We start from the raw sequence: 13,651 nt of genomic DNA, 5'->3' as shown, positions 1-13,651 counted from the left end.
ACTTGAGGTCAAGCGGCTACAGTGGGTTTCCATGACCGCCCGCCCTGACGGCCACCGCGACCCCGGCCCGCACCACAGCGACCTGCTCACCATCGGCCAACTCGCCCACCGCAGCGGCCTCGCCGCCTCCGCGCTGCGCTACTACGAGAGCCTCGGCCTGATCCACGCCACCCGCACCTCCGGCGGCCAGCGCCGCTACACCCGCGGCACGCTGCGCCGGATCGCCTTCGTCCGCGCCGCGCAGCGGGTCGGCCTCTCCCTGGACGAGGCGAAGGTCGCCCTCGACCGTCTCCCCGAACGCCCGGCCCCCAGCCGCGCCGAGTGGGACCGGGTGGCCGAGTCCTGGCAGAGCCGGATCGACGACCAGATCGCCGAGCTGCAACGACTCAAGGAGAAGCTCACCGGCTGCATCGGCTGCGGCTGCCTCTCGCTCTCCCGCTGCGCCCTCTACAACGCCGCCGACCGCGCCGCAGAAGCCGGACCCGGCGCCCGCTACCTGCTCACCCGCGACCCGGACGACGGACCCGAGCCGCTGCCCCCGGCCGCCGACCCCTGCGGGACCCGCCGGGGCGGGCACTGAAAGCCCCTTTGCGTCGCAGCCGTCGGCCTGCGCCTGCTGATGGCGCACACCCTGCTCCACGTGTACAGCAACCTGCCGTGGTACCTGCGGGAGTTGAAGCCCTCGGCGCGGACGCCGGACGCCCTCGCCGAGGAGTGGTTCGGGGTCGCCTAGCGTCGCGGGTCGGTGCGCAGCAGGCTGTACCGGACGACGTCGCGCCACTCGCCGGCGCGGAAGGTCACCGCGCGCTGCACGCCCTCCCGGGTGAAGCCGAGCTTCTCCAGGACGCGCTGCTCGGCCAGGTTGCCCGCCTCGGTGTCCGCTTCCAGCCGCATCGCCGGCGAATGCGCGAACAGGTAGTCCACCAGCAGCCGTTGGGCCCGGGTGCCGATCCCGCACCCGCGCGCCTGCGGCAGCAGCTGCACGCCGAGGCTCCAGTACGGGGCGGACGGTCTCACCCCGGTGCGGTTGGCGGCGACGAAGCCGCAGAACCCGCCCCCGGCGACGACCCCGAGCATCACATGCTCCTCCCCGAGCATGCCGTCCTCCAGCCACCGGCGGCGGAACCGCAGCGGGTCCCGCCAGCCGTACCACTGGAACTCGCCCAGCGCCTCGGGGTCGTCCAGCATGTCCTCGATCGCGGAGAGGTCGGCCTCGGAGATCGGGCGCAGGGTGACGGTTTCTTCGCTCATGCCGGCGTCAACGCGGGTTTCGCCGTGACGGTTCCTCAGTTCACCGGAAATTTCACGCGCATGCTCACGGGGTCCGAGATTCACTGCGCCGGACTTTCCTTCGCTGCACCAGGTCCCCTTTTACCGCGACCGTCCTCATTCGACGATCGAGCGGGCGAGCCGGAATCCCACGTCGTCGATCCGCAGGGTCGGGTGGCTGCGGCGACGGACGGAGGCGCGGCAGCTCCAGTGCTCGTCGAACCAGCCTCCGCCGCGCAGGACGCGGTAGCTGCCGTACACCTCGGGGTCGTAGTGGTCCCAGCACCACTCCCACACGTTGCCGAGCAGGTCGCACAGCCCGTAGGCGTTCGGGCGCAGCCCGCCCACCTCGTGCGGCCGCTCGCCCGAGTTGCCGCGGTACCAGGCGATCTCGTCCAGCGGGCCGTAGCGCGGGCCGTCCGTTCCGGCGCGGCAGGCGTGCTCCCACTCGGCCTCGGTGGGCAGCCGGTAGCCGTCGGCGGCGCGGTCCCAGGAGACCTCCTCGCCGTCCACCCGGTAGGCGGGGGCGAGGCCTTCGCGCCGGGACAGCTCGTTGCAGTGACGGACGGCGTCGAGCCAGGAGACGCTGTGCGCGGGGCGGCGGTCGCCGGTCGCACCCTCGTACTGCTCGCGGGTCACCGGACAGGCCGCCAGCCGGTAGGAGGCGACGTCGACGTCCCAACTGCGCTGGGTGCGACGGTCGGAGAGGGTGACCCGGCCTGACGGTACGGTGATCATCCACCGATCCTAAGCGGAGCCCCGCTTCGGACACCGCTCGCCCGCCAGCCACGGGTGGTAGTGCGTGCGTCCCAGGATGTCCCCGCTGTGCGCTGCTGCCACGGCGCTGGCGATCGGGGTGAAGAGGAGCGCGAGAAGCATCGGCCCATAGCCGTTGTTGGTGGCGACCGCGATGACGATGGGTTCACCGAGGTACACCGTACCGGCGACGGAGCCGGCGAGCAGCCCCCGCAGCGGAGCCCGCGAGGCCAGGCATCCGGGCGACAGGGCGAGCGCCACACCGACCGCCGCACCGACCAGGACACCGACCCCCAGACTCCCGGCCACGAAAACGATGCCTCGGACGAGGCATGCTACGGCCTCACCGGGGAGCCCCTCACCGAGCCACATCGCCGCGGCCACGAACGCGAACGAGCCGAAGATCGCGGCCGTGGCGGACCCGATCCACATCCCGAGCCGGACACCCCGGCTGACGACACCACCCATCATCAGTCCACCGCCGAAACCCAGCCGGTGATGCTCAACCAGCCGGCCGTCGTGATCGCCGCGCACGCCCAGGCGAACCCGGCCGCCCGACGACCGAACTGCGGCCCGTTGGCGCGCTGGAACCCGGCGACCAGTCCGGCGACAGCGGTGACGGGGAGGGCGAGGAAGGCCAGGTACCCGACGCCGTGGTAGAGCCACATCAGGAAGAGCATGCCCACGAACGCGAACGGCGTCGACACCAGCACGACGACCACGCCGCCGACCGTGCACGCGATCCGGAGCCGCTTGCTGTCCGAGAAGAACGGCGGCACGGCGCATGCTGCGGCACACCCCAGCCCGAACACGTACAGCTCCACCCCGCCCAAGCCGTACCCCTGCGCGATGCACCACACCGGCAACAGGAAGGCGGCGGCACCCAACCCGGACAGCCACCGGGCACTCACCGGCACCCTGACCATGCTTCCCCCTGCACACAGACCATTTGAACGCGTTCAAACCTAGCATGCGGCGGATCGGCCGCGTCAGGCGAACCGGTCGCCCGCGATCACGGCGAGGACGTGGTCGCGCACTCGCGCACAGTCCTCGGGGAGCCGGTGCGCGGGAAGTCGGCCGGGCCGACTTCCCGCGCGGCGGCGCATCGCCTACCCGCCGGTGGCCGACCGCGCGGTGACCGTGCACAGGCGCTTGGTGGCGCGGGTGAGGGCGACGTACAGGTCGCGTTCGCCGGCGGGGCGGGCCGCCGCGATCCCGTCCGGGTCGACCACGACGGCCTCGTCGAATTCCAGGCCGCGCGCCTCGGAGGCCGGGACCAGCCGGGCGTACTCCTCGACCCCCGCGGCCGCCAGTTCCGCCACCCTGCCGTCCGCGCAGATCACGCCGAGCAGCTCGCCCGGATGCGCGGCGGCCTGCGCCCGCAGCTCGCGGACGAGCTCGGCCGCCAGCCCCTGCGGGGCCACCGCGACGGCACGCGGCTCGTCCCCGTGCCGGATCGACCGGACCGGCGGCTGGTCAGGGGCGATGCGGCTGAGCAACTCCCCGGTGGTGGCCAGGATTTCCTGCGTGGTCCGGTAGCTGACGGTCAGCGTCCGCAGGTCGAAGCGGCGGCCGACGTGGGGTTCGAGCGCCTCGTTCCAGTCCCGCGCCACTGCCGCCGGGCCCGCCTGCGCGAAGTCGCCGACCAGCGTCATCGACCTGCCCGGGCACCGGCGCGCGATCATCCGCCACTGCATGGCGGTCAGCTCCTGCGCCTCGTCGACGACGACGTGCCCGAAGGTCTGCTCGGGCGGCCCGTCGATCAGGCTCGCCGCCTCGTCGAGGAGCGGCACGTCCGCGTCGGCCCACGGCGCGCCGGGCGTGCGCAGCAGCAACGCCAGCTCGTCTTCGCCGAGTTGCGGAAGGTGTGCGGTCAGCGCATCGGCGTCGGCCAGCAGGGCACCGACGACGTCGCCGGGCACGAGCCGCGGCCAGAGTTCCTCGACCGCCCGGTCGAGGTGCGGGTCCTCCAGGAGCTCGGCGCGGACGGCGTCGGCGTCGAACTCGTCGGCCCCCGTGGCGGGCGCGTCGTCGATGCCGAGACGGCGCAGGTCCCGGGCCGCCATCCGGTCGAGGTCGATCCCGGTGAGCTGCGCGACCTCGGCGTCGATGCGCTCCAGCGCCTCGGCCGTGCCGCGGGCCAGCGCGTCGGTCAGGGCGTCGACCAGCAGTTCCAGGAACAGCCGGCGCGCCCGGTTGTGCGCGAGCCCGCTCGCCTGCGCCGCCTGCCGCGCCCCGGCGACCTCCTCCTCCGCCAGGCGGACCCACTCCCGCCCGACCCGGATGGTGAAGTCCCCGCCCGGGGCCTGTCGCGACCGGACCGACGAGGCCAGCGCTTCGGCCAGTTCGGCACCGCCCTTGAGGCGCGCCGCCTCGAACGGGTCCACGGCACCCGGCACGACGCCGGCCAGCTCCTCGCACGTCGCCAGGACGACGTCGCTCTCCCCGAGCGAGGGCAGGACCTGGGAGATGTAGTCGAGGAACCGCGCGTTCGGCCCCAGCACCAGCACACCGCGCTCGGCCGCCTTCGGGAACGCGTACAGCACGTACGCGGCGCGGTGCAGCGCCACCACCGTCTTTCCGGTGCCCGGGCCGCCCTGCACCACCGTCACCCCGCGGTGCGAGGAGCGGACGATCGCGTCCTGTTCCGCCTGGAGCGTCGCGACCGCCGCCCCCATCCGCCCCGTACGCCGCTCCTGGAGCGCCGCCGTCAACGGCCCGTCTCCGACGACGTCCCCGGCGGTCGGCTCCGAGCCGTCCAGCAGCTCGTCGCTGATCCCGACCACGGTACGGCCCGTCAGGCTCAGATGACGGCGGCGCCGCAGCCCCAGCGGATGGACCGGCGTCGCCTCGTAGAAGGGCCGTGCCGCCTCCGCCCGCCAGTCCACCAGCAACGGCAGCTCGTCCTCCTCCCGTTGCAGGCCCAGCCGCCCGATCCGCAGCGCGGTCCCGTCCGCCAGGTCGATCCGGCCGAAGACCAGCCCGCCCTCGGCCCCCTCCAGCCGGCGCACCTCGCCCGCCAGCCGCCCGGCCGCCACCTCCCGCTCGTACACCTCGCCCGCGCTGTCCGCCGCCGACGCGAGCACCCGCCCCAACTGCGCCCGCGCCCCGGCGAGCCGCTCATCGAACAGCTCGCCGATGACGGACACCTGCACCTGCTCCAGCTCCACCTGCTGTGCGGCGGTGTCATTGATCTGCGACACGGATGAGCCCCCTCTCGGTTCGACCCGCCACTATGCAGAGGGAATCCGGGAAAGTAAACGTTGATTGTCCGGCCTGAATGTGTCCTCCGATTCCTCGCGTGGAATTTTCTCGGCGGAATTCCGGAACGGTCTCCCGGGCGCTCCTCCTCGCCCTGCGGAAACGGCCTTTCCCGGCCCCGGGCGGGGGCGCTGCCGTGCGGCGGCCCAGGGCCGAAGCATCCGCCCAGGCCATGCCCCGGACAGCCCCAACAGCCTGCCGCACAACGGCTTTTGCCGCCTGAGCGCCCACCGGCCGGCCCGTCTAGGCTCGGCCGCATGAACCGTACGATCCGCACCACCGAAGACGTCCTCGCCCTCCTCGACGGCCTCTTCCCGCCGGCCGAACCGTTCTGGGACCGGTTCTACGCGGACCGGTCCGTCCAGCGCCCGTTCTTCGCGCCCGAACCGGACGAGAACCTGGCCTCCTGTCTCGACCGCGGTCTGCTCTCCCCCGGCCGGGCGCTCGACCTCGGCTGCGGCGCCGGCCGCAATGCGATCCACCTGGCCTCCCTCGGCTTCGAGGTGGATGCCGTCGACCTCTCCGCCACCGCCATCGCCTGGGCCGAGGAGCGTGCCCGCGAGGCGGGTACGGGCACCGAGCTGCGGTTCCACCGGGCGAGCATCTTCGACGCCGAACTCCCGTACGACCAGTACGACCTGGTCTACGACTCCGGCTGCCTGCACCATCTCCCGCCGCACCGCCGGGTCAGCTACCTGGCCCTGCTCGACCGGGTCCTGGCGCCGGGCGGGCACTTCGCCGTCACCGCCTTCGCGGCCGGTGCGATGGGTTCCGAGCGGCCCGACGAGGAGCTCTACCGACTCGGCGCGCTGGAGGGCGGCCTGGCCTACTCGGCGGACGAACTCCGATCGCTGTTCCGCGAGTTCACCCCGCTGGAGATCCGCCCGATGGCCGCCCAGGGCCCCGACTCGGCGCTGTTCGGTGTCCCCTTCCTGCTCACGGCGCTCTTCCGGCGATCTGCAGGCCTCTAACCGGCCTCTCATCCTCCGCCCCTAGCCTGCGGCCGTATGAACGTCTCACTGCTCGACGGCTGGTTCCCGTGGACGGTCCGGGCCGCGGCCCTCGCACTGTTCCTGGCCGCCGTGGGCCTGCGGGACCGGGCGTGGCGGCGCAAGCGGGGGCCGCTCGCGCTCGGGACGGCGCTGGCGGCCACCGCGGCCGGCGCCGTCGCCCTGCCGGCGCTGAGCGGGATCACCGACCCGGTCCCGCTCGGGGTGTGGCTGTGGAGCGGGGTGGCGGTCGCGGCCCTGTGCGTGCTCGGGTTCGGCTGGCGCGGCGCGCGGTGGTGGCGGCGGGTGCTGGTGGCGCCGACCGTGCTGCTGGCGCTGTTCTGCGCGGCGAACAGCGTGAACATCGCGACCGGCTACTACCCGACCCTGGGAGACGCGATCGGTGAGCTCGGCGGGCAGCCGCTGCCGGACCAGATCACCCTGGACGAGCTCGGGTCGGTCCACGGCAGGACCGGCACCGGCCGCATCGTCCAGGTCGACATACCGGACACCGCCAGCGGCTTCGCCCACCGCCAGGAGCTGGTCTACCTTCCGCCCGCCTGGTTCCGCAGCCGGAACCGGCCCAGGCTGCCGGTGCTGGAGATGATCGGCGGCGAGTTCGCGGCGCCCGACAACTGGATCCGCTCGGGCAACGCCGTGAAGACCGCCGACGCCTTCGCCGCCCGGCACAACGGCTTCGCGCCGATCCTGGTCTTCGTGGACGCCACCGGCGGCTTCCGGGTGGACACCGAGTGCGTGGACGGCCCGCACGGCCACGCCGAGAGCCATCTGCTCAGGGACGTCCCGCCGTTCGTCCAGAAGACCTTCAACGCCGCCACCGACCCGCACAGGTGGGGCGTGGCCGGCTGGTCGATGGGCGGCACCTGCGCGTTCGACCTCACCGTCGAGCACCCGGACGTCTTCACCCACTTCGCCGACTTCTCCGGCGACAAGGGCCCGTTCATCGGCGACCGGGACCACACCGTCCAGGAGCTGTACGGCGGCGACGCGGCCGCCTGGGCCGCCCACGACCCACTGACCGTGCTCGCCCACCACCCCAGGTACCAGGGCGTCTCCGGCTACTTCGCCCAGGGAAACGAGGAGCACGGCCAGATCGAGTCCGCCAGGGCCCTGGAGGCGGCGGCCAGGAAGGACGGCATCCGGACCGTGAACGCGGTCGGTTCCGGCGGGCACACCTGGCAGACCGGTTCCACGGCCTTCGCCCAGGCCCTCCCCTGGCTCGCCCAGCAGCTCGGCGTCCCGGGCACCCACGCGTAACCGCGCTCCCCGAGAGGTCAGTCCCGTTCCCGCCCCACGGCCTCCTCGTACGCCAGCAGCGTGTCCACCACCAGGCGCCGCTGCGCCGCGCCGAGCGGCCCGAGGGCCGTGCGCCAGGCGGCGGCCCCCGGGGCGAGCCAGGCCTCGATGGCGGGCAGCCGGGCGGCGGTGATCGCGACGATGCGGCGCCGGCGGTCGGCCTCGTCCTCGCGCCGCTCCAGGATGCCCTGCCGGCTGAGGTCGCCGACCATCAGGCTGACCGTGGTGGGGGCGACCTCCAGTCGGGCGGCGAGGTCGTTGACGCCCATCGGCCCGTCCAGCAGCAGGCAGGCCAGCAGGGACAGGTGACGGGGCGCCAGTGCGAAGCCGCGCAGCGGTTCGGGGACGGGAATGCGCTTGGCCCGCCCGACCAGCCGGGGCATCAGCAGCAGCATCGACCGTACGGCGTCGTCGAGCTCCTCCCCGTTCGACGGCTGCCGCACGTCGCGCGGTTCACTCCCGGGCGTTGACATCGCACACCCCTTCCCATTTATCTTTGACAGCAAAGCTGTTTTATGCGCAAAGCAAACCTGTCAGCCCATGGTACGAACCGAGCCGAACGGAGTTCCACCATGCCGCACCTGAGCCTGCACATCCGCGAGGAGTCCCTCGACCCCGACGTCGAGCGGTCGCTCATCGCCGGCCTCACCGAGGCCGTCACCACGGTCTTCGGCGAGCAGGTCCGCCCCCTGGTCGCGGTCGAGCTGATCGGGGTCCCGCAGCGCCGCCGGGGCATCGGCGGGCTGCCGACCGACGAGGTCGCGCCGGTGGTCACGCTGAGCATGCGGGAGGCGGCCTACCACCTGCCGCAGGTCCCGGACGCGCCCGCCCGCCTGGTCACGGCGGCCACCGGGGCGGTCGCCGGCGTGCTCGGCGAGGCCGTCGGGCGGCAGACCGTGGTCACCCTCGACGGCGTTCCGGCGGGCCGCTCCGGCCTCGGCGGCCGGGTCGGCTGACCGCATCCGTTCCGACCGGTCGCCGGCACCGGCCCCGGACGGGGAGGCCCCGGGCGCCGGGGCCTCCCGCGCCCCGCCCTCCCGCACGTCCGAGAACGTCGCACAGGCCCGGCACACCCGCTCCCACCAGGCCGGATGCGCCGCCCCGACCCGCACACGGACGCGAATGCACGCTCCAGGAATCCCCCCACACGCCCTCCACTTCCATTCACACTTGCCCCACAAACCACATCGGCCCCAAAGGGAATCCGGGCCTCCGGCCGGAACCCGGCTTGGCGACCGGCGCCCCGGTGGCATAAGTTTCGACCGCCGTCGGCACGCCATCGGCCCTGACCACCCCTCAATCCCGGGGCGGGCGGCCGGGCGAGGAGCACGACGGCCGTACGCAGAGTGGGGAGGAGCTGCCATGCCGCATGCCCGCGACCACGGGTCGACCGGGCGGCGAGGACGGACGGACGGCGCCGCGCACCAGCGGCCCACGGCCGGTGCGCGCCCGACCCCGACCAACGCCACCGGACACCCGAGGAACCGTCAGTTGCGCACCACCAGACTCGCCACCGCCACCGCCGCAGCCCTCGTCTGCCTGGGCGCGCTCAGCGCCTGCGGCCCGGACAACGGGAGCCAGGACGCCGGGAAGACCGCCGCACCGGCCGGGGCCGCCGGCGCCACGCCCAGCACCAACCCCACCAAGCCGGCCGGCTCCGACAAGGGCATCCCGGACAAGGCCTGGATGGACACCAAGAGCATCCCGATGGACGAGAGTTACCACTACACGCCGCTGGCGGCCAACGCCAAGCCGGTCTCCGGCCCGGTCCAGTTCAAGGGCATGGAGCTGTGCCACGCCGCGATCGCCAAGGACGACGAGCCGCTGTTCACCGGCGCCGCCGCCGCAAAGGCCTCGGTCGGCTTCGACGGGGACCGCTGGGCGGCCCAGCAGACCCTGCTGTTCCACGGCGACCCGACCCGCAGCAGCGGCACCAAGCAGACCACCAACCTGGCCGAGGGCCGCCTGACGGAGGCGCTCAAGTCCTGCGCCAAGACCGCGCCCGGCGCCACCGTGAAGGTCGACAGCGCCCCGGACGCCCCCTACTTCGCCGCCGTGCTGACCGTCCCGCAGGCCGACGGCAGCACCGTCACCCTGCACGAGTACGTGGTCAGCGACGGCGGTGCGGTCAGCGAGCTGGCCGTCTGGGCCACCACCAAGGCCGGCGCCCAGCCCAAGGACGCCTGGAAGGCCCCCGAGGACAAGTTCGTCGGCACCGGCATGACGGCGCCGATGTGCGAGGCCCTCCCGGGCTGCGACGGGCACTGACCCCCGGCGGGCACCGCACCCCGCGGGCTCCCGGACATCGCACGGCGGGGTACCCGCCCACACAGACGGCCGCCCGGGCCGTCCGGCACAGGGGACCGGACGGCCCGGGCGGCACTGTCACGCCCGCTCCCGGGGAGCCGGGCTCACAGCCCCAGGACGCCGAGCGCGGTGGTCCAGTCGTTCGCGATCGCGCTGCGGGCGTCGTCGAGGCCCACCCGGCCGTTGCACACCGCGTTCTTGAGCTTGGTCTCGACGGAGTCCTTGCTCTGCGCCGGCTGGTTGCCGTAGCGCGGCTCGGGCCACAGGTTGGCCGGGTCGCGCGGGGCGCCGCCGAGCTCCAGCGGGACGAGGTGGTCCTCCTCGTAGTCAGCCGTGTTGGTGTCCGCGTAGCCGTAGGCGGCGATCTGCTGCACCTTCAGCGGGTTGGTGTAGCTGGTCGGCGGGCGGACGGTGGCGGTCCAGCCCGAGACGCAGATGGTCTGCCCGATGGTCGCCTGGGTGACGTCCGGGTTGTACGCACCGGGGGTGCAGTACGGGTCGGGCAGCGGCAGGTACGCCTGCGAACAACTCGCCGCGAGGGTACGGGGCTTGACGGTGGCACCGTGGGCCGGTGCGGCGGCCTGCGCGGTGCCGGCGGCGAGCCCGGCGGCGGCGAGGGCGGCCACCGAGGCGATGACGGTGAGACGGTGACGGAGCATCATGGGGGAAGCACTCCTGGGCCGGCCCGGCCCCTCGCCGGGCGACTGTGTTCATGACAGCACCGACCGGCCGACCACCGTCAGGCCCGGGACGTGAACGCCTGGTGACCGCGCCTCCACAACCTCCACCGTCCCGGACGCCACGCCGCGGGCCCCCGCCGAGCGGTCAGCCCCGCAGGACCGCCAGTTCGATCTCCCGGCCGGTCGGGTCTCCGGGCACCGGCAGCGCCACCCCGGAGGGCTCGAAGCCGGCCTTCCGGTACATCGCCTCGGCCCGGCCGTTGTCCTCGTGGACGAACAGCCGCACCCGCTCGATCCGGGGCTCGGTGAGCGACCACGCCCACTCCTGGACGGCCCGGATCAGGTCCTGCGCCAGCCCGGTGCCCCGCGCCTGCGGCCGGACGTAGACCCCGACCACGTGCACCTGGTCGACCGCGATGACGTCGCCCTCCAGGGCCCCGTCCCCGCCGGGCCGCTCGACCAGCCCGGTCATCGTGCCGAGCCAGCGCCCGTCCTCGGCCTCCGCGATGAACTGCGCCACGTGCGGGCCCGTCGCGGCCCGGGTGATGCGGTCCTGCCAGAACTCGTCGGGCCTGGCGGCGGCCTGCTCGTGCGTCTCCAGGAAGGCCACGGCCGCGACCGGGTCCAGCAACGCTTCCAGGCGGATGTCCCTGGCCTGCGGCCAGTCCTCGGCCCGTACCCGTCTGATGATGGTGGCACTGGTGTTCATCGCGTGATCATTTCATCGGCACCGACAGCCCCCGCAACCGAATTCGGCACCACCGGTCGGACCGGATCGGCCCGGGACGCCTCCAGCAGTCGCGCCAGCAGCGCCGCCGGCCCCTCCGGCAGGCTGCCGTGGACGAGTTCGGTGCGGTGCACCAGCCTGGGCGCGGCGATCGACGCGTGCCCGACCCCGGGCGCCGCCGCGAGCACCGGCTCGGGCAGCAGGGTGAGCCCGTGCCCGGCCGCCACCAGCGCGAGCAGTCCGTGCAGGTCGGTGCCCTGGTAGCGGGTGGCGGGCCGGAAGCCGTCGACGCCCGCGGCCGCACGCAGCCGGGCCGCCGTCGGGGTGAGGTCGGGGGCGTCCAGCCAGCGGGCGGCGGAGAGGTCGGCGAGCGCGAGGCCGCCGCGCCCGGCCAGCGGATGATCGACGGGCAGGGCGACGGCGACCGGCCGCTCGGCCACCGCGACGGTGCGCAGCGGGCCGACGTCGGGCAGCGGCAGCGGGTCGCTGGGCGCGGCCAGCCCGTCGATCAGGGCGAGATCGACCTCGCCGGTGGCGAGCCGGGCGGGCAGCACGTCCTGGGCGAGCACCCGGACCACCAGCTCCGCCCGCGGATAGGCCCGGCGCACCTCGCCGAGCGCGCGCCCCAGGGTCGCTCCGACCGCCAGCGGGGTGGCCCCGAGCACCAGCCGGGCGCTCAGGGCACCCGCCAGGCGTGCGACGTCGGCGCGCGCCGCCTCCAGCCGGACCAGCAGCGGCGCGGCATGCTCCAGCAGCCGCTGCCCGGCCCCGGTCGGGCCGACCGGGCGGCGGACCAGCAGGGCGGTCCCGAGGTCCGCCTCCAGCGCCGCGATCTGCTGGGAGACCGCGGACTGGGTGTAGCCGAGCTCCCGGGCCGCCTCGGAGAAGGAGGCGAGGCGGGCGACGGTGACGAAGGTGCGCAGCTGCTGCGGGTCCACGGCGGTCATCAACCGATCTGATCGAAGCTTAAGGAATCATCGTTGGCGCTGATCTCGGGTGCGGGGTCAGGATAGCCGCATGACCTACCGCACCCCTCGGGTCGCCCTGGTCGGCGACCGCTCCCCCGCCGTCCGCTCGCACGCCCGGATCCCTGGCCTGCTGGACGCCCTCGCCGAGCACGACCACCTCGTCCTGGACGCCTACTGGATCCCGACCGGGGACGCCGCCGAGCCCGGCGCCCTGGACGGCTTCGACGCGGTCTGGCTGCTGCCGGGCAGCCCGTACCGCAGCGAGGCGGGCGCCCTGGCGGCCGTCCGGACCGCCCGCGAGCGCGGCATCCCCTTCCTCGGCACCTGCGCCGGCTTCCAGCACGCGGTGCTGGAGTACGCCCGGAACGTCTGCGGCCTGGCCGGGGCCGTCCACGGCGAGGAGCACCCCGACGGGGAGCAGCAGGTGATCGCCCCGCTGGCCTGCTCCCTGGTCGGCCACGAGGGGGCCGTCACGGTCACCCCCGGGAGTCTCGCCGAACGGGTGCTCGGCGCCACCCGCACCCAGGAGCGCTACCACTGCGCGTACGGCCTCAACGGCGCCTACCTGGACCGGCTGTCCGCGCACGGCCTGCGGTTCAGCGGCGCCGACGGGTCGGGCGAGGTGCGCATCCTGGAGCTGCCGGGCCACCCGTTCTTCCTGGCCTCGCTGTTCCAGCCCGAGCTGTCCGGCGACGGCACCCGGGCGCACCCCATGATCCGCGCCCTGGCCGGCGCCGCCGTGGCACACGCGGACGCGGGCACCCCGGCCGCAACGGCCTGAACGCGCCTCACATCGGCAGCGACCGCAGCCGCACCGGCCCCTCCGGCCACCCGGCCCCCGCGACCAGCGGGGCCCACATGGTGCGCAGCGGCATCTCCGCCAGCCGCCCCTCGGGCTGTTCCACCGTCACCTCCTCCGCCACCTCCCGGAAGCCGAGCCCCCGGTAGAACGCGGTCAGCGGCGGGCGGCAGAACAGCAGCGCGTACCGGTGGCCGAGCGTGCGCGCGTGGTCGAGGCCGGCCCCGACCACGGTCCGCGCGAGGCCGCCGTGGCGCCGGTCGGGCGCGACGCAGACCCCGCCGACGCCCATCACGGTCAGGTCGGTGCCGCCCACGGTGAGCGGCAGCGGCAGCAGTCCGGTGTGGGCGACGAGCCGGCCGTCGGCGGCCCGGACGCCGAAGTGGATCTCCTTGGGCAGGAAGGCCAGCCCGGTGTACGCGACGCCGTACGGGTCGTCCCCGGGGCCGAGGATCTCATCCTGCTCGGCACGGCTGTACTGCGCGAGCCGTTCGACCACCGGCGCCCCGGCGAGGTGCTGCTCGGGCGAGAAACGATCATCCATTCCGCCATGCTCTCCTCCCACCAGTGCCTTCAAC

Annotated in this window: 16 protein-coding genes and 1 pseudogene; 7 read left to right on the top strand and 10 right to left on the bottom strand. The window is 74.0% G+C overall.

Translation table 11 applies throughout. From position 1 onward, the window contains the following. The first annotated feature begins 31 nt into the window (after nt 1-31). Together soxR and ACIRRH_RS03140 are read left to right on the top strand one after the other, a co-directional pair. Complete coding sequence (gene soxR, locus ACIRRH_RS03145; protein ID WP_403060868.1) at nt 32-580, top strand: redox-sensitive transcriptional activator SoxR; 549 nt, start codon at nt 32-34, stop codon at nt 578-580. Nucleotides 581-613: 33 nt separating this feature from the next. Continuing rightward, a pseudogene (locus ACIRRH_RS03140) lies at nt 614-733 on the top strand (aminoglycoside phosphotransferase family protein); the annotation flags it as partial. Here ACIRRH_RS03140 and ACIRRH_RS03135 read toward each other — a convergent pair. The 5 genes from ACIRRH_RS03135 to ACIRRH_RS03115 form a co-directional block, all read right to left on the bottom strand. After that, nucleotides 730-1,251, bottom strand: coding sequence for a GNAT family N-acetyltransferase (locus ACIRRH_RS03135; RefSeq protein WP_403060866.1), 522 nt, complete (start codon nt 1,249-1,251; stop codon nt 730-732). The pseudogene ACIRRH_RS03140 and the gene ACIRRH_RS03135 sit on opposite strands and share 4 nt — an antisense overlap. 135 nt (nt 1,252-1,386) lie before the next feature. Beyond that, nucleotides 1,387-2,007: a formylglycine-generating enzyme family protein gene (locus ACIRRH_RS03130; RefSeq protein ID WP_403060863.1), complete on the bottom strand. Its 621-nt coding sequence runs from the start codon at nt 2,005-2,007 to the stop codon at nt 1,387-1,389. A 9-nt stretch (nt 2,008-2,016) separates the two neighbouring features. Then, nucleotides 2,017-2,559, bottom strand: coding sequence for a hypothetical protein (locus tag ACIRRH_RS03125; protein ID WP_403060860.1), 543 nt, complete (start codon nt 2,557-2,559; stop codon nt 2,017-2,019). Further along, nucleotides 2,496-2,951 (bottom strand): hypothetical protein, encoded by a 456-nt coding sequence (locus ACIRRH_RS03120; RefSeq protein ID WP_403060858.1) that lies wholly within the window; start codon nt 2,949-2,951, stop codon nt 2,496-2,498. The genes ACIRRH_RS03125 and ACIRRH_RS03120 overlap by 64 nt, the downstream gene beginning before the upstream one ends. A 183-nt stretch (nt 2,952-3,134) precedes the next feature. Further along, nucleotides 3,135-5,228 carry a HelD family protein gene (locus ACIRRH_RS03115; protein WP_403060855.1) on the bottom strand — a complete coding sequence of 698 codons (2,094 nt, stop codon included), beginning with the start codon at nt 5,226-5,228 and terminating at the stop codon, nt 3,135-3,137. 315 nt (nt 5,229-5,543) lie between these two features. Between ACIRRH_RS03115 and ACIRRH_RS03110 the strand changes: the two genes are divergently transcribed. Beyond that, on the top strand, nt 5,544-6,257 hold the full coding sequence (locus tag ACIRRH_RS03110; protein ID WP_403060852.1) for a class I SAM-dependent methyltransferase: 714 nt from the start codon (nt 5,544-5,546) through the stop codon (nt 6,255-6,257). 36 nt (nt 6,258-6,293) lie between these two features. Beyond that, nucleotides 6,294-7,553, top strand: a complete 1,260-nt coding sequence (locus ACIRRH_RS03105; protein ID WP_403060849.1) for an alpha/beta hydrolase — start codon at nt 6,294-6,296, stop codon at nt 7,551-7,553. A gap of 17 nt (nt 7,554-7,570) precedes the next feature. Here ACIRRH_RS03105 and ACIRRH_RS03100 read toward each other — a convergent pair whose 3' ends face one another. Next, nucleotides 7,571-8,065, bottom strand: a complete 495-nt coding sequence (locus ACIRRH_RS03100; RefSeq protein ID WP_403060846.1) for a MarR family transcriptional regulator — start codon at nt 8,063-8,065, stop codon at nt 7,571-7,573. Between the two features lie 99 nt (nt 8,066-8,164). On the opposite strand from ACIRRH_RS03100, the gene ACIRRH_RS03095 reads away from it, so the two are divergent. After that, nucleotides 8,165-8,548 (top strand): hypothetical protein, encoded by a 384-nt coding sequence (locus tag ACIRRH_RS03095; protein ID WP_403060843.1) that lies wholly within the window; start codon nt 8,165-8,167, stop codon nt 8,546-8,548. Nucleotides 8,549-9,083: 535 nt separating this feature from the next. Then, entirely contained in the window at nt 9,084-9,860 is a 777-nt protein-coding gene (locus ACIRRH_RS03090) for a hypothetical protein (RefSeq protein ID WP_403060840.1), read from the top strand. A gap of 143 nt (nt 9,861-10,003) precedes the next feature. Here ACIRRH_RS03090 and ACIRRH_RS03085 read toward each other — a convergent pair whose 3' ends face one another. The 3 genes from ACIRRH_RS03085 to ACIRRH_RS03075 form a co-directional block, all read right to left on the bottom strand. Next, nucleotides 10,004-10,561 carry a hypothetical protein gene (locus ACIRRH_RS03085; protein WP_403060837.1) on the bottom strand — a complete coding sequence of 186 codons (558 nt, stop codon included), beginning with the start codon at nt 10,559-10,561 and terminating at the stop codon, nt 10,004-10,006. Nucleotides 10,562-10,724: 163 nt separating this feature from the next. Continuing rightward, nucleotides 10,725-11,288 (bottom strand): GNAT family N-acetyltransferase, encoded by a 564-nt coding sequence (locus tag ACIRRH_RS03080; protein ID WP_403060834.1) that lies wholly within the window; start codon nt 11,286-11,288, stop codon nt 10,725-10,727. After that, on the bottom strand, nt 11,285-12,253 hold the full coding sequence (locus ACIRRH_RS03075; protein WP_403060831.1) for a LysR family transcriptional regulator: 969 nt from the start codon (nt 12,251-12,253) through the stop codon (nt 11,285-11,287). Before ACIRRH_RS03075 ends, ACIRRH_RS03080 begins: the two co-directional genes overlap by 4 nt. Before the next feature lie 70 nt (nt 12,254-12,323). Here ACIRRH_RS03075 and ACIRRH_RS03070 point away from each other — a divergent pair, with 70 nt between their 5' ends. Beyond that, on the top strand, nt 12,324-13,055 hold the full coding sequence (locus ACIRRH_RS03070) for a hypothetical protein (RefSeq protein WP_403060828.1): 732 nt from the start codon (nt 12,324-12,326) through the stop codon (nt 13,053-13,055). A gap of 7 nt (nt 13,056-13,062) precedes the next feature. Here the strand turns inward: ACIRRH_RS03070 and ACIRRH_RS03065 are convergent, their stop codons facing one another. Then, entirely contained in the window at nt 13,063-13,617 is a 555-nt protein-coding gene (locus tag ACIRRH_RS03065; protein ID WP_403060825.1) for a GNAT family N-acetyltransferase, read from the bottom strand. Nucleotides 13,618-13,651: the final 34 nt, after the last annotated feature.

Origin of the sequence: Kitasatospora sp. NPDC101235, from assembly GCF_044767505.1 — a bacterium.
GTDB lineage: Bacteria > Actinomycetota > Actinomycetes > Streptomycetales > Streptomycetaceae > Kitasatospora.
Note: the sequence above shows the minus strand (reverse complement) of the source record. Positions and strands in the feature narration are given on the sequence as shown.

Excerpts from the sequence above, each read along its gene's own strand:
- ACIRRH_RS03110 (WP_403060852.1), top strand. The coding sequence starts at position 5,544 with ATGAACCGTACGATCCGCACCACCGAAGACGTCCTCGCCCTCCTCGAC.
- ACIRRH_RS03130 (WP_403060863.1), bottom strand. The coding sequence starts at position 2,007 with ATGATCACCGTACCGTCAGGCCGGGTCACCCTCTCCGACCGTCGCACC.
- ACIRRH_RS03135 (WP_403060866.1), bottom strand. The coding sequence starts at position 1,251 with ATGAGCGAAGAAACCGTCACCCTGCGCCCGATCTCCGAGGCCGACCTC.
- ACIRRH_RS03120 (WP_403060858.1), bottom strand. The coding sequence starts at position 2,951 with ATGGTCAGGGTGCCGGTGAGTGCCCGGTGGCTGTCCGGGTTGGGTGCC.
- ACIRRH_RS03065 (WP_403060825.1), bottom strand. The coding sequence starts at position 13,617 with ATGGATGATCGTTTCTCGCCCGAGCAGCACCTCGCCGGGGCGCCGGTG.
- ACIRRH_RS03100 (WP_403060846.1), bottom strand. The coding sequence starts at position 8,065 with ATGTCAACGCCCGGGAGTGAACCGCGCGACGTGCGGCAGCCGTCGAAC.
- ACIRRH_RS03075 (WP_403060831.1), bottom strand. The coding sequence starts at position 12,253 with ATGACCGCCGTGGACCCGCAGCAGCTGCGCACCTTCGTCACCGTCGCC.
- ACIRRH_RS03095 (WP_403060843.1), top strand. The coding sequence starts at position 8,165 with ATGCCGCACCTGAGCCTGCACATCCGCGAGGAGTCCCTCGACCCCGAC.
- ACIRRH_RS03070 (WP_403060828.1), top strand. The coding sequence starts at position 12,324 with ATGACCTACCGCACCCCTCGGGTCGCCCTGGTCGGCGACCGCTCCCCC.
- ACIRRH_RS03080 (WP_403060834.1), bottom strand. The coding sequence starts at position 11,288 with ATGAACACCAGTGCCACCATCATCAGACGGGTACGGGCCGAGGACTGG.
- soxR (WP_403060868.1), top strand. The coding sequence starts at position 32 with ATGACCGCCCGCCCTGACGGCCACCGCGACCCCGGCCCGCACCACAGC.
- ACIRRH_RS03105 (WP_403060849.1), top strand. The coding sequence starts at position 6,294 with ATGAACGTCTCACTGCTCGACGGCTGGTTCCCGTGGACGGTCCGGGCC.
- ACIRRH_RS03085 (WP_403060837.1), bottom strand. The coding sequence starts at position 10,561 with ATGATGCTCCGTCACCGTCTCACCGTCATCGCCTCGGTGGCCGCCCTC.